The organism is Aquitalea sp. FG25 (assembly GCF_057809375.1).
Window position 1 is genome coordinate 19,160 of sequence record NZ_JBMDJV010000010.1, and the last position, 18,689, is coordinate 37,848.

An 18,689-nucleotide genomic window follows, 5' to 3' on the forward strand; every position below is an offset into this window, starting at 1 on the left:
CTGTTGCGGCAGTGCTGCGCAGGACGGGTATTGTGGTTTTTTTGCCTGTCAGACTAGTGTGTTCTCCTTTTCACTTCCTTTGGCTGCAATCAGTTTGATTTGTCTCAAATCAGGGCCTTGTCGCAGCTGTTAGAGTGTCGGCTCTTATTCTAAAGGCATAATCTGCCGCACGCTTTGAGGGTGATATGGAAAAATACCGAATCGGCATGATAGGCGCAGGTGTAACTGGCACCCCGCTGCTCCAGCAACTGCTGGATGCCCCGTTTGTTGAAATGGTTGGGGTGGCCGATCTGGATTTGCGTCTGCCCGGCATCCAGCTGGCGCAGGCGCGCGGTGTGCCAGTAACCAGCAATTTCATTGAGATTGCCGAGCAGGGTGATCAGGTGGACATCATCATCGACGTGACCGGTTCCCGTAAGGTGCGCGAGGATCTGCGTCGTTTCATGCAGTTTTCCGGCAACAGCCATACCGTGATCGTACACGAGCGTGTTGCTTTGTTGATGATGTCGCTGGGAGCTGGCTCGCAAGTAGAAACCCAGCACGAGGAAATGGGCTATTGAACCTGCGTTGACAGCAGGCATGCAGAACAAACCCGGCCATGGCCGGGTTTTTGCATTTTCAGGCGGCAGGCAGATAATCAGCCAAAGCCGCGCTGCCGGAGCGCCAGATAAAGCATACCGGCGGTAATGGCATCATTCAGTGCGTCGTGGCGCGGGAGGGCCGGTACGTTTAAATCGCTGATCAGTTCTGCCAGACGCAGGTCGATGTAAGCTCCTGGGTTCTGCTTGAACTTGTAGTCGTAGTAGCGGCCGGAGACTTCGATTTGCCGATTGGGCAGGCTGATGCCGGTGATGCCGCGTACATACTTGTTGAGTACCGCCACATCGTATTCCAGGTAATAGCCTACCAGCGGGCGACCGCCGATGAAGTCCAGCAGCTGTCGCACGGCTTCGTCGGCGTCCAGTCCTTCTGATACGTCCATGGGTCGCAGTCCGTGGATACTGATATTGCGGCTTTCCAGCTTTCGGGTTGGCTTAACCAATACATAAAAAGCAGTGCTGGACAGGATGCGGTTGCCGCGCAGCTTGACCGCGCCGATGGACAGTAGCTCGGCTTCCTGTACTTTTAGACTGGTGGTTTCGCAGTCCAAGCTGACGATTTCTGTCTCGTCGTCAGCCAACAGCATGGCAAAACGTGGATCCTTCAGCATACGGTGCTGCCATTTGCGTTTGAGCTTGGCCAGCATCAGAAGCTCCCCAGGCGGAAATGGTGACGTAGCTGGGCGCGGAATTTCTTCACCACAGCCAGGGCGTCTTTCAGCAAGTCGCGTTCCAGCGTGGACAACTGGTCCGGTTCGATCTGGTTGCCTGGCAGCTTGCCCAGCGAAATCTGCTGCAAGCCCTGGCTCAGCTTGAGGGTGAGCAGGAAGGACAGCGATTCGGCAATTTCATTGGCCAGTTCTTTGTCCAGATGCCCGGCTTCGGCCAGTGCGTTGAGGCGGTCGAAGGTGTTGCACTGGGCCATGCCATGCTCCAGTGCCAGCGAACGCACGCCGTGTACCAGCGGGAAGATGCCGCCTTTTTTCAGGTCCAGCATGGCCTTGCCATTGCGCTCTTTGGTCAGCAGGTGGGAAAACAGCCCCAGTGGGGTATCAAACTGTTCGATGGCGCGGGCAAAGCGCGAGAAGAAACTGGCGTCATCGCGCAGTTGTTGCAGCAAATAGCCATGGCTGCGTTGCAGCAGGCTGGCATCACCGGCCACGGCTTCTGCATCCACATAGATGGCCAGGTTCATCAGTGCGGTGCCGTCGGGCTGGTATACCCATTGGTGAATTTGCTGTTGCAGCTGGTTTTCGGTTAACCGCCAGGCGGCGTTGTTGACCATGATCTGGCCCTGGCAGGGTGGGTAGCCAAAGCGTGCCAGTGCGGCGGAAAACGCTTCGCAAATGACTGGCAATTCGGGGTGGTTGAAGCCGTTGCGCAGAATCAGGGCGTTGTCTTGGTCAGTCTTGAGGATTTGTTCGCCCCGGCCTTCCGACCCCATCACCAGCAGGCAGCTGTTTTCCTGTAATTCTGCCGGTGCCAGCAGTTGCCAGGTGCGGGAGAACAGGCGGGCGTTAAGCGTTTGCACCAGGCGGCCCAGTTGCGGGGCCTTGACGCCGTGGCTGAACAGGATTTGTACCAGGCGGGTAATCTGCCCGGCGATTTCCGCCAGTTCATCCAGCGTGTCGGCCCGCTCCAGCCGCTGGGCAATCAGGTGGGAGTGGTTGGAGAAGTAGGACAGGATGTCCACCTGTGACAGGATGCCGATGGCTTCGCCGTTATCGGTGACCACCAGGCGGCGGATATTGCGCCGGGTCATGATCAGCAGGGCGTTGAACAGGAAGTCGCCCACATCCACAGTGAGCAGTTCAAAGCGGCACAAGCTGGAAAGTGCCGTGCTGCCGGGGACTTCGTTCAGCACAATGTCGCGAAAATCGGTGGTGGTGAAAATGCCCAGCTTGCCCTCATGGCGTACCAGCACCGATTTGACCTTGTTGTCCTTCATCACCCGTGCGGCGTCGCGCACGCTGGTGCTGCCGTCGACAAATACCGGTGTGCGGCTGCCGACATCGCGCACGGTGGCGGTGAGCAGGGTTTGCAGCTCGCGGTTGCCGGCCCGCTGCGCCATGCTGCCGAACTTTTCCGATACGCTGGCATAAAAATAGGCACCAAAGCGCGGGTTCTGTTCGGTCAGTGCCAGCACCACCTCACGCGGCAGGGTGTAGAGCAGGGCTTCTTCGTGCACCACAAAGCGGTGTGGCGTCTGACCGGCCACCATGGCACGGGCGTCAAAGGTGTCGCGTTCCCGGTAGAGGGTGATGACTTCATCGCCTGCCATTTCGCGCACACTGCCCTTGAGCACTACATACAGTGCCTCTACCCGTTCGCTGGGGCCAAGCAGGCATTCTTCGTCGGCAAAAAACTGGATATCGGCGTGTTTTTCCAGCGTTTGCTGCTCGCCGGGTGTCAGGGTATCGAAGGGCGGATGGCTGAAGTCAAAACGGCTCATGGTGTCTCCGGTGGCGCTGTTGTTATCCATCTTATAAAAGCGGTCTTTGTTGCAGCATAACGCGGAAGTGCCGGGCAGAAAATGAAAAAGCCGCTTCCCGGAGGAGGCGGCTGTTTGGTAACCGGCGGCCAGGACATCAAGCGGCGCTAGCCTGCAGTGGGGCTCCGTCACGGAACAGCAGCAACTGGCCCGGTTGTAGTTGAATCCAGTTTTCGTTGTCGGTTAGCGGCTGGGTGGCCACCACGGCTACCCGGTCGTACGGCGTGGTGACGGTGGAAAAATCCACCGTGACATCGTCGTCCACCAGGTGGGCCTTGTTGAACGGGGCCTGGCGGATGATGTAGTGCAGATTGGTAGCGCAGTGGGCAAACAGCACTTCGCCATTGCTCAGCATGAAGTTGAATACGCCATGCTGACGGATTTCACCGGCCAAGCGGTCGATTTCGGCAAACAGCTCATCCAGTTGCGGGGCGCTGCACCACTTGCTGCGCAACTGCTCCAGCAGGTAGCAGAAGGCGCGTTCCGAGTCGGTGCTGCCCACCGGGTTGAAGTGGCAGCCGGTAGCGGGTTGGAAGGTTTTCAGATCGCCGTTGTGGGCGAAAATCCAGTACTGGCCCCACATCTCGCGCATAAAGGGATGGGTGTTGGCCAGATTCACTTCGCCCTGGGTGGCCTTGCGGATATGGGCGATGACGTTTTGCGACTTGATCGGGTAATTGCGTACCAGATGGGCAACGGCGGATTCCACCGACGGTTTGTCATCCAGAAAGATACGGCAGCCTTTGCCCTCAAAGAAGGCAATGCCCCAGCCATCGGCATGGTGGTCGGTGAGGCCGCCACGGCGGTGGAAGCCTTCAAAGGAAAACAGAATGTCGGTGGGGGTATTGCAATTCATGCCTAATAGCTGGCACATGGGGCATCACTCGCTGCTATGGGGTGTTTGGGGGTGTCGGCCAGGCTGCCAAGGCGTCCGGGGTGTTCCGAGCATAGTCGATTCATCCCGCAGCGACAATTGTCTGACACTGGGCCGGGCAGCTTAGTCATGCTGCGGGCAACACGCTCTGATCAGGATCAGACTTGCTGAGGGTTCAGTCTCCCAGTGTCACCAGGCCGTTTTCTCCCAAGCTGGTCCCCATGCCGGAGGCCAGTTCACCCACCCGTATCAGCGCCCGCTCGTAGGCTTCGTTCCAGGGGTAGCAGCAGGACAGCCGCAGGCAGTTGCGGTAGCGCCCCCGTGCCGAATACATCACCCCGGGTACCACGGTAATGCGTTCGGCCAGCGCGGCGTGGAACAGCTCCAGCGTGTCCACCCCGGCGGGCAGTTCCACCCACAGCAGGCAGCCGCCGGAGGGCAGGGTGGCGCGGGTGCCTTGGGGAAAGCGGCTGGCCACCGTGCCGCGCAGCCTTTCCATCTGGCTCATGAAATGGCGGCGGATCAGCCGCAAGTGGTGGTCGTAACCGCCGCTTTCCAGGTATTCGGCCAGGGTTTCTTCCAGCAGCCGTGGCTGGCCTAGCGAACTGGCGCATTTCAGTTGCAACACCTCGCGGGCAAAGCGCCCGGCGGCAATCCAGCCAATGCGAAAGCCCGGTGCCAGCGTTTTGCTGTAGCTGGAGCACAGCAGCACCCAGCCATCGCGGTCGAAGGCCTTGACCGCATCCGGCGTCTGGCTGCCGTAGTGTAGATCGGCGTGCGGGGCGTCCTCGATCAGCGGAATGCGGTAGTCGTTGACCAGTTGCGCCAGCCGGCGCTTGGCTTCCGGCGGCATGGTGCTGCCCAGCGGATTGTGCACGGTGGGCATGGCCACGATGGCTTGCAGCCGTTTTTCCGACAGCAGTAATTCCAGCGCATCCAGCGACAGCCCGCTATTGGGGTGGGTGGGAATCTCGATGACGGATAGGCCCAGGCTTTTCAGCAGCGGTAGCAGGTAGAAATAGGTGGGTGATTCCAGCCCCACCGTATCACCCGGCTTGCACACGGCGCGCAGAGCCAGCTGCAGCGCTTCGGAGCAGCCATTGGTGATGACGATGTCGTCCGGTGCCAGCACGCAGCCCCAGCTGACTGCACGCTGGGCAATCTGGCGGCGCAAACGGGCCGAGCCGGGCGGGAAGGGGTAATCGGTGGTCAGTTCCGGTTGCTGGCGCAAGAGCCGCCCCATGATGTGCTTGAAGCGGGTGGTGGGGTAGAAATCGCTGCCGCGCGGGCTGGCCAGCGACAGGTCGATGAAATCAGCCGAGGTTTGTACCCGCATCACCGCCTCGATATGGTCCACCACCTCGCCGGTGGGCGCGGCCTCGCTCTGGCGGCGCATGCGTGGCAGCGGCAGGCTGGCGGCAGCTTTGACATAAAAGCCGGACTGCGGCCGTGCCTCGATAAAGCCACGGTCTTCCAGCGTGCGGTAGGCCAGCAGAATGGTGGATGGGCTGACCTTATGGATGTCGCAAGCCTTGCGCACCGAAGGCAGGCGCTCGCCAGCCTGCATCACGCCGTTCTGGATCAATGTGATCCATTCGTTTACCAGCTGCTGGTAGAGCGGCTCCTGATTCATGGTGCATTCCTTGGGCTGCGGATGGCTGTCCGGCACAGTTTTCGGCAAAGTGGACCGTAACAGTTTGGAGATTGCATAACTGTTATGGTCTCAATTGTATTTTTCTGAATCTGTTATTGTCCAGTCACTTTACGTACCATGACAGCATCAAAAACATGGTGCGGTGGCAGGGTTTGCCTGTCGGGCCACAAGCCGGATAACGGCAAGCCTGTCCACCGCCAGCACTGCTCTGGAGTTGTCATGAATCTTGTTGCCCTGGTCACCTATCTGTTGGTGATGTCCATTACCCCCGGCCCCAACAACCTGGTGCTGGCCTCGTCCGGCGTCAATTACGGTTTCAGCCGCACCCTGCCGGCCTTGCTGGGCATGGCGCTGGGACTGGCTGTGCAAATCGGCCTGATGACGGTGTTTCTGGGGCAGGTGGCAGGGTTGATCAGCAGCGTGCAGCTATACCTGGCACTGGCGGGTTGCAGTTACCTGTTGTGGCTGTCCTGGGGCATGGCGCGTGCTGGCGCGGCTGGCGAACAGGATGATCAGGGCCAGCCCATGGGTTTTGCTGGCGGCCTGCTGTTCAACTGGCTCAACCCCAAGGTGTGGCTGATGGGCTTCAATATTGCGGTGGTGTTTCTACCGCGTCACATGGACCCGCTGCTGGCCGGTGCGCTGTTTGCTGGCATCACCTTTGCCGTTGGCCTGCCCTGCATTGCGCTGTGGGCGGGCAGTGGCGTGGCCATCCGCCGCTGGCTGGCTTCGCCACGGCGCTTGCGTGCCTTCAACTGCGGCATGGCCGCCATGCTGGCCGGTACGGCGTTCTGGCTGATGGCGCAGATGCTGCCTGCTCATCTGTTGCCGGTGGTCGGCGCGCTGATCTGATCTGTTCCCCAGCCCCTCCCTTATCTGCTAAGCGCGAGGGCTTGGCCAATAATCTCAGCCCGCATTTGCGGGCTGTTTTGTTGGCGGCGTACAATAGCGCCTTTCTTCATCCGGCTGGACCTCATTCCATCATGATCCGTACCCGCTTTGCCCCCAGCCCCACCGGCTATCTGCACATTGGTGGCGTGCGTACCGCACTCTTTTCCTGGGCTTATGCCCGCAAGAACAACGGCGTTTTCGTGTTGCGCATCGAGGACACCGACCTTGAACGCTCCACGCCGGAGTCGGTCAAGGCCATCATGGACGGCATGCACTGGGTAGGCCTGGATTATGACGAAGGTCCGTTCTACCAGACCCAGCGTTTCGACCGCTACAAGGAAGTCATCCAGCAACTGCTGGAATCCGGCCATGCCTATCGCTGCTACTGCAGCAAGGAAGAGCTGGAAGCCATGCGCGCCGAGCAGGAAGCCAAGGGTGAAAAACCGCGTTACGACCGCCGCTGGCGTCCGGAACAGGGCAAAACCCTGCCAGCCATTCCGGCTGATGTGCAGCCGGTAATCCGCTTCCGCACCCCGCTGGACGGTACCGTGGCTTGGGATGACGCGGTGAAGGGGCGGATTGAATTCTCCAATACCGAGCTGGACGACCTGATCATCGCCCGCCCGGATGGCAGCCCGACCTATAACTTCTGCGTGGTAGTGGACGACTGGGACATGCAGATCACCCACGTGATCCGTGGTGACGACCACGTCAACAATACCCCGCGCCAGATCAACATCCTGCAGGCGCTGAATGCGCCGCTGCCGGTGTATGGCCATCTGCCGATGATCCTCAACGAGGACGGCCAGAAGATGTCCAAGCGCCGCGACGCCGTCAGCGTGGTGGACTACGCTGACAAGGGCATCCTGCCCGAAGCGCTGCTCAACTACCTGGCCCGTCTGGGCTGGGGCCATGGCGATGACGAATTCTTCACCATGGAGCAATTTGTCGAGTGGTTCAGCCTGGAAGCGGTCAGCGCCTCGGCCAGCCGTTTCAATCAGGAAAAGTTCCTGTGGCTGAACGCCCAGCACATCAAGGCGGCTGATAACAGCCGTCTGGCTGCACTGATTGCCCCGCGCCTGGCTACCGCTGGTGTGGATACCAGCACCGGCCCGGCTATCGAGGACGTGATTGCACTGGTGAAAGAGCGCATCCAGGACCTGAACGCGCTGGCCGTGGAAGTGGATTACTTCTACAAGAAGCGCGAAGCCGCTGCTGCCGACGTGGAAAAGCACCTGGCTGGCGATGCCGTGGCACGCATGGGCCGTTTTGCCGACAAACTGGCAGCGCTGGACAGCTGGACTGCAGAGAGCATCCATGAACTGTTCAAACCCTTCTGCGCCGAAGAAGGCATCAAGATGGGCCAACTGGGCATGCCGCTGCGCGTGCTGGTGTGTGGCACCACCCAGACCCCGTCGGTGGATGCCGTGCTGGCGCTGATCGGCAAGGACGAAGTGCTGCGCCGCCTGCGTGGCTGAGCGGTTTTCTGCTGTTCAAGTCAAAAAGCCATCCCAAGGGATGGCTTTTTTTTGTAGGTGCGGGCAGGGAATCAGGTCACCGCATGGCGCTGCTGGAACTGCGGCTGGTCCCTGCTGGCGTTGTCCAGAATGTCACGCAAGGTTTCCACGGCATCCCAGATGTCGGCATGGCTCAGATAGAGCGGGGTGATGCCAAAGCGTAGTACTTCCGGTTCGCGGTAGTCGCCGATCACGCCGCGTTCGATCAGGGCCTGCATCACCGCATAGCCCTCTGGATGACGGTAGCTGACATGGCTGCCGCGTCGGGCATGCTCGCGCGGGGTGATCAGCGTCAACGGGTGATGGCCGCAGCGCTGTTCCACCAGCTGGATGAACAGGTCGGTCAACGCCAGCGATTTTTCGCGCAGTGCCGTCATGCTGGTTTGCAGCGTGGCATCCAGCCCGCACTCCACCAGTGACATCGACAGAATGGGCTGGGTACCGCACAAAAAGCGCCGTATGCCCTGGGCAGGCTGGTAGTCCACCGCCATATCAAACGGGCGCGAGTGGCCCCACCAGCCGGATAGCGGTTGCCAGAAACAGTCCTGATGCCGTGCTGCCACCCAGATAAAAGCCGGAGCGCCTGGGCTGCCATTCAGGTATTTATAAGTACACCCCACGGCAAAATCGGCCTCGCTGCCATTGAGATCCACCGGCACGGCACCGGCGGCGTGGGCCAGGTCCCAGATGGTGAGCGCGCCGTGCTGATGCGCCTGCGCGGTGACGGCGGCCATGTCGAACATGGCTCCGGTGCGGTAATTGACGTGCGACAGCAGCAATACGGCCACGTCGTCGCCCAGCGCCTGCCCCAGCGGCAGGCTGTCGTCGATCAGCCGCATTTCATAGCCTTGCTGCAGCAGATCGATCATGCCCTGGATCATGTACAGGTCGGTAGGGAAGTTGTCGCGCTCGGACACGATTACCTTGCGCTGTGGTGCAGCACTTTGCTGGATGCGGATGGCGGCAGCCAGTGCCTTGAAGATGTTGAGCGAGGTGGTATCGGTAATCACCACTTCATCAGTGCTGGCGCCAATCAGCCCGGCCAGCTTGTTGCCCAGCCGGCGCGGCAGCTCGAACCAGCCGGCAGTATTCCAGCTGCGGATCAGCCCTTCACCCCATTCCTCGCGCAGCACTTGCAGGCTGCGTGCTTCGGCAGCCTGGGGCAGCACGCCCAGCGAGTTGCCATCCAGATAAATGACATGTTGCGGTAGGCAAAATTGCTGGCGCAGACTGGCCAGTTTGTCGCTGGCATCGGCTGCCAGGCAGTGTTCACGCGTCAGCATGGTGCTCTCTCCTTGGTAGGTGGTGAACATCATGGTAGCACTGTGATTGCTGTGTAAAATTGCAAGTTATGCTTGCTGTTTGCCGCTGTTTTGCAGATTATTCGAATTAGTGAATTCAAAACGAAAGAAACGTGCAAATGCAATTGGATGCAATCGATATGCGCATCTTGCGCGCCTTGCAGGGTGATGGCCGGTTAAGCAATCAGGACCTGGCTGACAAGGTGGCTTTGTCGCCGTCGGCATGTCTACGCCGGGTGCGTGCGCTGGAGGAGGGCGGCTTGATTCGGGGCTATCGTGCCGAGCTGGATGCCCTGGCGCTGGGCTTTGAGCTGGAGGCGATTGTGCAGGTGACGCTGGATCGCAGCCGGGAAGATTGGCATGGCGAGTTTTTGCAGCAGATCGAAGCGTTCGAGGAGGTGATAGCGGCATATGTGGTCACCGGGCCGTGCAATTACATCCTGCAACTGCGCTGCCGTAATCTGGCGGCGTTTTCCGACTTTATCGTGGACAAGCTCAACAAGGTGCCGGGCATGCGCGATATCTGCTCGCATATCGTGATGAAAACCCTGAAGGACAGTCGCTACCAGTTGCCGCTGCAGGAAAGCTGAACGCATGTATTGTGCGTAATAATGCAGGGTTATGCTGGGGATGGCGGTTCTGGATAGTGGCCCTTGCGCATCACTTACCTGTGGTGTGAGCAAAAACTCTAGAAAAGTGGATTTTGTGGCGAGGGATGGGGGATAATCCCGCCCAGCCAAACTGAGGTGCATCAAAATGAAGTGTGTTGACGATTTTCGCCTGCGTCTGGGCAAGCAAGAACTGGTACCGATCATGGTGGGCGGCATGGGGGTGGACATCTCCACCGTCGCCCTGTCGCTGGAGGCTGCCCGTCTGGGTGGCATCGGCCATATTTCCGATGCCATGGTGCCCACGGTGACGGACCGTCGCTTCAACACCAAGTTCGTCAAGGACAAGCTCAAGCAGTACAAATTCAACGTCGAAAACGCCGACAAGTCGGTGGTGAAGTTCGATCTGGGCATTCTGGCTGAAGCCACCAAGCTGCATGTTGGCTCCGCCATGGATGCTAAAAAGGGCGATGGGCTGATTTTCATCAATTGCATGGAAAAGCTCACCATGAACGCGCCCAAGGAAACCTTGCGCGTTCGCATGCAAACCGCCATGGATGCCGGTATCGACGGCATTACCCTGGCAGCCGGTCTGCATCTGGGTTCTTTCTCGCTGATTGAAGATCACCCGCGTTTCCGCGACGTGAAGCTGGGCATCATTGTTTCGTCCTTGCGCGCGCTGCAGCTGTTTTTGAAAAAATCCTCCCGTACCGGCCGTCTGCCGGACTACGTGGTGGTGGAAGGCCCGCTGGCTGGCGGCCATCTGGGTTTCGGCATGGACTGGGCGCAGTACGATCTGGCCACCATCGTGGCGGAAATCCGCGCCTGGATGCAGGCCGAGCAGCTGGATATCCCGCTGATTCCGGCCGGTGGCATCTTCACCGGTAGCGACGCAGTCGGCTTCCTGGAAAACGGTGCCGGTGCCGTGCAAGTGGCCACCCGCTTCACCGTGACCCACGAATGCGGCCTGCCGGAAAAAGTGCAGCAGGAATACTTCAAGGCCACCGAGGACGATATCGAAGTCAACCAGTTGTCGCCGACCGGTTACCCGATGCGCATGATCAAGTCCTGCCCGGCCATCGGCGATGGCATTCGCCCCAATTGCGAGGCCTACGGCTATCTGCTGGATGCCAATGGCAGCTGTTCCTATATCCAGGCTTACAACCGCGAAGTGGCGGCCCATCCGGGCGAGCGCCGCATCAAGGTGATGGACAAGACCTGTCTGTGCACCCACATGCGCAATTTCGATTGCTGGACTTGCGGTCAGTACACCTACCGCCTGAAGGACACCACCCGTCGCAACGAGGATGGCAGCTACCAGATCCTCAGCGCCGAGCACGTGTTCAAGGACTACCAGTTCAGCAAGGATGGCAAGGTAGCGTTGCCGGACTGAATGGCTTGATTGCCCGTCTGGCTGGACGGATCAATAAATGGCGAAGTGCTGCGGCGCTTCGCCATTTTTTCTTGGCCATTAAGGGCCATTTTTCTTGTTAGGCGCAGGGGCCGGTAGTATTGTCTGGTCTGTAAAATCACTCTTGAGGAATGCCATGCCGGAACGTCTGGACCCCGCCACCACTGCCCTGATCCTGATTGACTTGCAGCAGGGCATCCTGGGTTTTGCCAAGCAGCCTTATGACGCAGAGCAGGTGCTGGAGCATTCCGCCGCGCTGGCCAAGGCCTTTCGCGCTGCCGGTGCGCCGGTGGTGCTGGTGCGGGTTGGCTGGTCGGCGGATGGTGGCGACGCATTGCAGCTGCCGACCGATCTGGTGCCGCCCGCCACGCCAGTGCCGGATAACTGGCTGCAACAACCGGCCGAGCTGGACGTTGCTGCCAGTGACATCCAGATCATCAAACGGCAGTGGAATGCGTTTTACGGTACCGAGCTGGATTTGCAGCTGCGTCGGCGTGGCATCCGCACCATCGTGCTGGCGGGCATCTCCACCCATATCGGCGTGGATTCCACCGCGCGTGCAGCCTGGGAGCGTGGTTATGCCGTGATGCTGGCTGAAGACGCCATGAGCTGCCAGTTGCTGGAATGCCACCAGTTTTCCGTCAAGCATATCTTTCCGCGCCTTGGGCGGGTGCGTAGTACGGCCCAGGTCTTGCAAGCCCTGGCGGCGGGGAAGGATGGCAGTGAGCCGTTATCCGGTTGATCCGCAACAAGTCGAGCTGACAGCCATCCGGGCGCAGGGCGCCGGGGGGCAGAACGTCAACAAGGTTTCCTCGGCTATCCATCTGCGCTTTGATGTCAAGGCATCTGGCCTGCCCGAGCATATCAAGCAGCGTTTGCTGACGCTGGCGGATGCCCGGCTGAGCAAGGACGGGGTGATCATTATCAAGGCGCAACAACACCGCACACAGGAGCTGAATCGCGATGATGCGCTGGCCCGGCTGCAGGCGATGGTGGATGGTGTGTCCCTGCAGCCGAAGACACGCCATGCCACCCGTCCCACCTATGGTTCGCGTCAGCGCCGGCTGGAGGGAAAATCTCGGCGCAGCGGCATCAAGGCTTTGCGGGGCCGGGTGGATGACTGAACGCGGCTGAGCAGTTTCAGGCGCGGCGGCTGGCCTGGCAGTTGGGAAACAGGTGCTTGCCCAGTTCCTCCGCCGGCACCGGCTTGCATAACAGGAAGCCTTGCAGTGCGATGTCCGGGTGGAGCGCACACAGATAATCCAGATCCTGGGTATCGTCTATGCCTTCAGCCACCATGCGTAGCCCCAGTTCGCGTGCGATATTGGCCATGCCAGCGATGATGCTCTGGCTGCGGGCATCGCGGTGGATGTCTTTGATCAGGATGCGGTCGAACTTCAGCTCGGTCAGTGGCAGGTTCTTGATGTGTTCCAGCGTGGTGTGGCCGGTGCCAAAGTCATCCAGTGACAATTCGAAACCACGCATGCGTAGCCGCAGCAGCGTGGCCAGGGTATGGCCGAAATTGGTAAAGGCCATGGTTTCGGTGATTTCCAGCACGATGCGGTCGAAAGCCAGCCCGCGTGAGGTAACCTGATCCACCAGCCAGTCCAGAAATTCCCGGTCATCCAGCAGGCGGCGCGACAGGTTGATGGACAGACGCAGGTCCTGCGTGTCCGGCCCGCGAGTCAGCAAATCCAGACTGGTTTGCACGATGCGGTTGGTCAGCAGGGAAATGAAGCCTTCATGCTCCAGCATGCCGATGAACTGGTTGGGCCCCAGAATGCCCATGGTGGGGTGACGCCAGCGCGCCAGGGCTTCAATCTGCACGGCCTTGCCGGCACGCAAATCATAAATCGGCTGATAAAAGGCGCAGAACTGGTTGTGCGCCAGGCCGGTAATGATGTCGATCAGCGGCAGGCTGCTCTTTTTGTCGATGATGTCCTGCGGCACATCCAGCAGGCGGGTGATCTCGGTGAGGAACAAGTCGTCATCAATCGGTTTGGCCAGATGGCCGATGCCGGTAAAACCCAGCTCCTGAGCGGCGCGCACACTGTTGGCCAGTAATTCCGGGGAGTGGCCGCTGATGAGCATCAGCGATGGGATGTGCGGCTGGCGTGACAGGTGTTCCACCAGCTCGATACCATCCATGCCCGGCATGTTGAGGTCGGTGATCACCAGATCCAGCTTTGGAATCTGGCGGCTGAGCTGGAAGGCCCAGCTGCCATCAGCTGCCTCATGCACCACGGCATTCGGAATCTGCTGGCACAGTGCTTTCAGCAGCTTGCGCTGACTGCTGCTGTCTTCGGCAAGCAGGATCTGTCTGGGTGGTTTGCTGGTCATGGCTGACGCGCTGAAAGAGGAGTGGGTATTCCTCAATCTAAGCAGGTGTCATGCAATCTTTCCAGTTAAAAAACGGAAAAATGCCGATTTTGTAAGTGAAACCGGTGGTGACATGGCTGCTATGTGTGTATTTGATGAAAAGAAGTGGCAGAGCGCGATTGAAATGCAGCCGCCAACCTTGCCGATGCCAGCACTTGGCTGGCCAGCTTTAAGGCAATAACGGAGCATATTCTGCATGCGTGCCGGGCTGATTACCGGCAATAGAGCAGAAGAAGGCTGCGCGACCCACAGGTGGGCTGAGTGGCCGCGAGACAGGCGTGGCTGCTTAGCGGCGCTTGAAGTGATGCGGTGCCGCGCCGCCGACCGGAGCAGTCGGATGGCGGAAATTGATGCGACCCTTGGTCAGGTCGTACGGAGACATCTCCACGGTCACACGGTCACCGACCAGTACGCGGATGCGGTGCATCTTCATTTTGCCCGAGCCATAGGCCAGGATTTCAACATTGTTGTCCAGGCGCACGCGAAAGCGCGATTCCGGCAGCATTTCAATAACGACGCCTTGCAGTTCGATCATGTCTTCTTTGGACATTAACGATTCCTTTCAGTGTAACGGGTGGGCCAATAGCCCATGCGGCAGTCCCTCACGGAGCGCCGCACGATCTGTGATAACAGATTGCTTCTATCGATAACCAAGCAGGTAAGACTGGCAGCACATGGCAAAAATGTGCCGTTACCAAGGCAAGGCAGACGGATTGAAACCCCGGTTGGGGAACGGTCCGGAAGGAGGCAGCGCGCATTATACGGCTAAATGGCTGATTTGTCAGTACAAATGAACAGTGGCTTCATCCATTGCGGTCGGCTTTGGCCTGCTGGCGGCAAAAACACTTATGCATCCACGGCTTAGCGCAGCCGCATGTTGTTGCATGCAGCGCAGTCTGGTGCACTGCCGGGTGCTTGCTGTGCGTGTGTTTTCCAACTCTCCAGCGGGTGGCTGTTGCTGGCAACGCCGGGCAGGACGATGGGTTAAGTGGCGGTGCTGATGCGTGCTGAATACTTGATGTATGTCACAAAAGGAAAATTCATAATTCACATTCTTACAATTCAATACAAAAATGCACTGGATAAATCTTTCTCTTGCTGACATCCTGTAGTGTTTTGATCATCACGTTTTGCTGATATTGCATGCGGAGCAAAACGCTATCAGTTGTAAACTCTGCAGTAGGACAGACTTATGGAAAACAATAGAGAAGGCGAAGGACTTCGGCGCAGCCTGCAGGCGCGCCATCTGTCCATGATCGCCATTGGCGGCTCCATCGGCACCGGGCTGTTTCTGGCTTCGGGGGCCACGGTAGCCACTTCCGGCCCTGGCGGAGCTTTGCTGTCATATGCCCTGATCGGGCTGATGGTGTATTTCCTGATGACCAGCCTGGGCGAGATGGCGGCTTTCATGCCGGTGTCCGGTTCATTTCAGGTGTATGGCTCGCGCTTTGTTGACCATTCCTTCGGCTTCGCCCAGGGCTGGAACTATTGGTATAACTGGGCAGTCACCATTGCCGTGGAATTGGCCGCAGCCTCCATCGTGATGCATTATTGGTTGCCAAACGTGCCTGGCGTGGTGTGGAGTGCCGTATTTCTGGCCATTATCTTTGCCCTCAACTATTTCTCGGTAAAGGGTTTTGGCGAGGCGGAATTCTGGTGTTCCATGCTCAAGGTGGTCACCATCATTGCCTTTATCATCGTGGGTTTCATGATGATCTGGGGCATCATGACCAATCCGGACAGCAGCCGCTATTCGCCTGGCCTGAATGTATTCATGCATGGTGATGGCCCCTTTGTCGGTGGCATGGCGGCTTTTGTCAGCGTGTCGATGATTGTTGGTTTTTCTTTCCAGGGCACCGAGCTGATCGGCGTGGCGGCGGGCGAATCCAGCCATCCTTCCAAAACCATTCCGCGTGCGGTGAAGCAGATTTTCTGGCGCATCCTGATGTTCTACATGCTGTCCATCCTGATCATCGGTTTCATCCTGCCGTATAACGACCCGATGTTGCTGAAGAACGATGTGCAGGACGTGGGCGCCAGCCCCTTCACCCTGGTGTTCAGCCGTGCCGGCCTTGCCTTGTCGGCCAGCTTGATGAATGCAGTGATCCTGTCGGCCATTCTGTCAGCGGGTAATTCCGGCATGTATGCCTCCACCCGCATGCTGTATGTAATGGCGCAGAACAAGATGGCACCGGCCTGGTTTGGCAAACTGTCTGCCAGCGGCGTGCCGCGCAATGCGCTGTATGCCACCACGCTGGTGGCTGGCCTGTGCTTTCTCACCTCCTTGTTCGAGAGCAACGCGGTCTACCTGTGGCTGCTGAATTCCTCCGGCATGACCGGCTTTATCGCCTGGCTGGGCATTGCCATCTGCCATTACCGCTTCCGTCGTGCCTATGTGAAGCAGGGCTATGATCTGGCCGATCTGCCCTACAAGGCGCGCTGGTTCCCGCTGGGTCCGCTGTTTGCCTTTGCGCTGTGCATGCTGATCATGCTGGGGCAGAACTATGCGGCTTTTACCAGTGCCAAGATTGACTGGAACGGCATCATCGCCACCTATATCGGTATTCCGCTGTTCCTGCTGCTGTGGCTGGGCTACAAATGGAAGCACGGCAGTAAACTGATTGCGCTGGACCGGATTGCCCTGGCCGAGGCACATGCCCAGTTGGAGTCGGTCGAGTCGTCCGGTCGTCTGGCGGAGCAGGCTGCAGATTGAGTGTCTTTGCGCTCATCACCAGCTAGGCCCGGTTCTGCCGGGCCTTTTTCATGAATGTGCTAGTCTGGCGCACAAATATTTTGTCGGCTGCGCGGTATGGTGCGTGATACGCACGTTACAATCGCCGCGCAATGCACTGCATGACAAGATGCATCACGAGATGCACTATCCCCCACCAAGCAGGCCGAAGCCTGCCCGGAGAACAATAATATGGCCCTGATGTCACTTTTTTTCAGCAAATATCTGTTTGTGCTGGCAGCCTTGCTGCCAATTATCAATCCTCCTGGATTGGTGCCCATTTTCATTTCGATGACCGCGCGCAATACCACGCAGCAACGGGCCTTTCTCGCGCGGCGTATTGCCATGTACTGCTTTTTGCTGCTGCTGGGCAGCATGTATGTGGGCAGTTTTGTGTTGGAGTTCTTTGGTGTGTCGCTGCCGGTGGTGCAGCTGTCTGGCGGCTTGCTGATTTCGCTGGCGGCCTGGCGCATGCTGAATGACAACCCGGCGGAAAGTACCCAGCCTTCCAGCGAGCCGGTACGCCAGGAAAATCGCGACGAACTCAAGCAGCGGGCCTTTTATCCGCTGACCTTTCCGCTGACGGTGGGGCCAGGTTCTATCTCGGTTTCCATCACCCTGGGTGCGTCGATGTCGGTTGCCGGCAAGCCGATGGTGAAATACATGCTGGTGCCGATGGCCAGTCTGGCAGCGGTGCTGTCGCTGGCTGTGCTGGTGTACATGTGCTATCGCCATGCCGATAAGTTGTTGGGTTATCTGGGGCAAACTGGCTCGGTGGTGTTCCTGCGCCTGTCGGCCTTCATCCTGATGTGTCTGGGCGTGCAGATCATGTGGGAAGGGGTGGAGCAGCTGTTTTCCGAGCTGATCCAAAGCAACGCCAACCTGCTGCATCGCTAATATTCCGGGTCGCTCAGCTGTGCTGCATGGGCAGTGCCTGCTGCAATTGCGGGTAAAAATCCAGAAAATCCTGTTCTAGCGCTGCGTAGTGCTGGAGCAGGTCGTCAATGCCATCGGCAACGGGATTGTCGCGCTGAATGCGGTGGCGGGAAAAGCCGCGCAGCACTGCGGCAATACCGTCCACTTCTGCGTAGGATAGCAACCAGTCCTCGGCCTGCATGCGCGGCAATATGTCCAGCAGGCGCGGCGGCAGCCACTGGCGATGGGCCTGCAGCTCGGCATAGCTGCGGCTGGTGAAGTCGGCCAACGGCATGCTGGAAAACCGTGGCCAGTGCTGCGCCAGAAAATGGTCGTAAAAAATATCCACCAGAATGCCGGCATAGCGTCGTCGTTCTGCCGCAATGCGCTGCTTGCTGCGTGCCACCAGCGGGTGGCTGTCGGTATAGCTGTCTATCTGCCGGTGCAGGGCCATGCCTTGTTGCAGTGCCTGCGGCAGGTGTCCGGCATGGGATGGCTTGAGAAAGTCACCCAGCAGATTACCCACCCGTGCGGCTGCATCGTCGGGTGCCAGATGCAGGTGCGCCAGGTAGTTCATGCCGGGCTTTGCCGGTTAAGCCGCACGACGATGATGCGCACCGTTTCTTCGCTGGACAGGGTCAGATCCACCGCCATTTCCTGCAGCAAGGCATCTTGCGCACCCAGGCTACAGCTGCGGCCGTCTTCCCGGCGGACTGCCAGTGCATTGCCTGTGGCTAGTATCACCAGCAGTACTTCGTCACTGCTTTGCACGCGGCGCACGCCGTGCAGTTCGAAGCTTTCTACCTGCTGCCGGTAACGGCCACGGCGGGTCATCACATTGAAATCGAGCACCGGGCCATCTTGCAGCCGACTGTTGATGGGTTCTTCACCGGCAAAGGCCAGCGCGCTGCTGTGCTTATCCAGCTGGCTATGGCTGCCATCGCCACGTTCCAGCAACAGGCCATTGCCATCCAGCAGCAGCAACTGGCGATCTACACCGGCAAAATAGGAAAACGGACCGTCGCTGGCCACGCTGGCCATGCTGATGCGGTAGTCGAAATCATCCAGGGTGGCACCCGGCGGGGAGATCAGGATCTGGCGGGTGGTGCCGCCGCCGTTTTTCCATGGTGTAGCCGGATAGTCGTGGGCAAGCAGGGTGTGCATGGCGTGCTCGGACAGGTGAAAACGCGATTATCGCCGCATGTGCGTGGGTGCGCATCTGCTGTCTGCTGTGTCGGCGGGCAAGGCCTTGTGGCAACTGGACTTTGTAGTACTGCAACTACAAAGAACCGGATTTGATCTGACGCAATATGCCATT

19 protein-coding genes are annotated in these 18,689 nt (G+C 58.9%); 10 read left to right on the forward strand and 9 right to left on the reverse strand.

The features are described from left to right. Nucleotides 1-185: 185 nt before the first annotated feature. Complete coding sequence (locus ACODR9_RS10515; protein WP_488809197.1) at nt 186-560, forward strand: oxidoreductase; 375 nt, start codon at nt 186-188, stop codon at nt 558-560. 77 nt (nt 561-637) lie between these two features. Here the strand turns inward: ACODR9_RS10515 and ACODR9_RS10520 are convergent, their stop codons facing one another. From ACODR9_RS10520 to ACODR9_RS10535, 4 genes are all read right to left on the reverse strand, one after another. Then, entirely contained in the window at nt 638-1,246 is a 609-nt protein-coding gene (locus ACODR9_RS10520) for a 3'-5' exonuclease (RefSeq protein ID WP_488809199.1), read from the reverse strand. Further along, complete coding sequence (locus ACODR9_RS10525; RefSeq protein WP_488809200.1) at nt 1,246-3,051, reverse strand: putative nucleotidyltransferase substrate binding domain-containing protein; 1,806 nt, start codon at nt 3,049-3,051, stop codon at nt 1,246-1,248. The genes ACODR9_RS10520 and ACODR9_RS10525 overlap by 1 nt, the downstream gene beginning before the upstream one ends. A 136-nt stretch (nt 3,052-3,187) precedes the next feature. Beyond that, the gene (locus ACODR9_RS10530) at nt 3,188-3,964 is read right to left on the reverse strand and encodes a class II glutamine amidotransferase (RefSeq protein ID WP_488809201.1); all 777 of its coding nucleotides are present in this window, start codon (nt 3,962-3,964) and stop codon (nt 3,188-3,190) included. A gap of 175 nt (nt 3,965-4,139) precedes the next feature. After that, a complete protein-coding gene (locus ACODR9_RS10535; RefSeq protein WP_488809202.1) occupies nt 4,140-5,597 on the reverse strand; it encodes an aminotransferase-like domain-containing protein in 1,458 nt (485 codons plus the stop codon). 240 nt (nt 5,598-5,837) lie between these two features. Between ACODR9_RS10535 and ACODR9_RS10540 the strand changes: the two genes are divergently transcribed. Next, the gene (locus ACODR9_RS10540; RefSeq protein ID WP_488809203.1) at nt 5,838-6,470 is read left to right on the forward strand and encodes a LysE family translocator; all 633 of its coding nucleotides are present in this window, start codon (nt 5,838-5,840) and stop codon (nt 6,468-6,470) included. Nucleotides 6,471-6,601: 131 nt separating this feature from the next. Next, on the forward strand, nt 6,602-7,987 hold the full coding sequence (gene gltX, locus ACODR9_RS10545) for a glutamate--tRNA ligase (RefSeq protein WP_488809204.1): 1,386 nt from the start codon (nt 6,602-6,604) through the stop codon (nt 7,985-7,987). Between the two features lie 71 nt (nt 7,988-8,058). Here gltX and kynU read toward each other — a convergent pair whose 3' ends face one another. Beyond that, nucleotides 8,059-9,309 (reverse strand): kynureninase, encoded by a 1,251-nt coding sequence (gene kynU, locus ACODR9_RS10550; protein ID WP_488809205.1) that lies wholly within the window; start codon nt 9,307-9,309, stop codon nt 8,059-8,061. Between the two features lie 137 nt (nt 9,310-9,446). On the opposite strand from kynU, the gene ACODR9_RS10555 reads away from it, so the two are divergent. The 4 genes from ACODR9_RS10555 (at nt 9,447) to arfB (ending at nt 12,470) form a co-directional block, all read left to right on the forward strand. After that, nucleotides 9,447-9,917 carry an Lrp/AsnC family transcriptional regulator gene (locus ACODR9_RS10555; RefSeq protein WP_488809206.1) on the forward strand — a complete coding sequence of 157 codons (471 nt, stop codon included), beginning with the start codon at nt 9,447-9,449 and terminating at the stop codon, nt 9,915-9,917. A 166-nt stretch (nt 9,918-10,083) separates the two neighbouring features. Beyond that, nucleotides 10,084-11,328 carry a nitronate monooxygenase gene (locus ACODR9_RS10560; protein WP_488809208.1) on the forward strand — a complete coding sequence of 415 codons (1,245 nt, stop codon included), beginning with the start codon at nt 10,084-10,086 and terminating at the stop codon, nt 11,326-11,328. 154 nt (nt 11,329-11,482) lie between these two features. Next, complete coding sequence (locus tag ACODR9_RS10565) at nt 11,483-12,088, forward strand: hydrolase (protein WP_488809209.1); 606 nt, start codon at nt 11,483-11,485, stop codon at nt 12,086-12,088. Next, nucleotides 12,063-12,470: an alternative ribosome rescue aminoacyl-tRNA hydrolase ArfB gene (gene arfB, locus ACODR9_RS10570; RefSeq protein ID WP_488809210.1), complete on the forward strand. Its 408-nt coding sequence runs from the start codon at nt 12,063-12,065 to the stop codon at nt 12,468-12,470. The genes ACODR9_RS10565 and arfB overlap by 26 nt, the downstream gene beginning before the upstream one ends. A gap of 16 nt (nt 12,471-12,486) precedes the next feature. On the opposite strand, the gene ACODR9_RS10575 is transcribed toward arfB, so the two are convergent. Continuing rightward, complete coding sequence (locus tag ACODR9_RS10575; protein ID WP_488809212.1) at nt 12,487-13,686, reverse strand: EAL domain-containing response regulator; 1,200 nt, start codon at nt 13,684-13,686, stop codon at nt 12,487-12,489. On the opposite strand from ACODR9_RS10575, the gene ACODR9_RS10580 reads away from it, so the two are divergent. Next, on the forward strand, nt 13,685-13,906 hold the full coding sequence (locus ACODR9_RS10580; RefSeq protein ID WP_488809213.1) for a hypothetical protein: 222 nt from the start codon (nt 13,685-13,687) through the stop codon (nt 13,904-13,906). The genes ACODR9_RS10575 and ACODR9_RS10580 overlap by 2 nt on opposite strands. 105 nt (nt 13,907-14,011) lie before the next feature. Here ACODR9_RS10580 and infA read toward each other — a convergent pair whose 3' ends face one another. Then, complete coding sequence (infA, locus tag ACODR9_RS10585) at nt 14,012-14,275, reverse strand: translation initiation factor IF-1 (protein WP_488809214.1); 264 nt, start codon at nt 14,273-14,275, stop codon at nt 14,012-14,014. A 642-nt stretch (nt 14,276-14,917) separates the two neighbouring features. On the opposite strand from infA, the gene ACODR9_RS10590 reads away from it, so the two are divergent. Then, complete coding sequence (locus ACODR9_RS10590; RefSeq protein WP_488809215.1) at nt 14,918-16,438, forward strand: amino acid permease; 1,521 nt, start codon at nt 14,918-14,920, stop codon at nt 16,436-16,438. A 219-nt stretch (nt 16,439-16,657) separates the two neighbouring features. Then, nucleotides 16,658-17,353 carry a MarC family protein gene (locus ACODR9_RS10595; RefSeq protein WP_488809216.1) on the forward strand — a complete coding sequence of 232 codons (696 nt, stop codon included), beginning with the start codon at nt 16,658-16,660 and terminating at the stop codon, nt 17,351-17,353. A gap of 13 nt (nt 17,354-17,366) precedes the next feature. Here ACODR9_RS10595 and ACODR9_RS10600 read toward each other — a convergent pair whose 3' ends face one another. Together ACODR9_RS10600 and ACODR9_RS10605 are read right to left on the reverse strand one after the other, a co-directional pair. Then, nucleotides 17,367-17,948, reverse strand: a complete 582-nt coding sequence (locus ACODR9_RS10600; RefSeq protein WP_488809217.1) for an acyl carrier protein phosphodiesterase — start codon at nt 17,946-17,948, stop codon at nt 17,367-17,369. Beyond that, entirely contained in the window at nt 17,945-18,535 is a 591-nt protein-coding gene (locus ACODR9_RS10605; RefSeq protein WP_488809218.1) for a HutD/Ves family protein, read from the reverse strand. Before ACODR9_RS10605 ends, ACODR9_RS10600 begins: the two co-directional genes overlap by 4 nt. Nucleotides 18,536-18,689 lie beyond the last annotated feature (154 nt).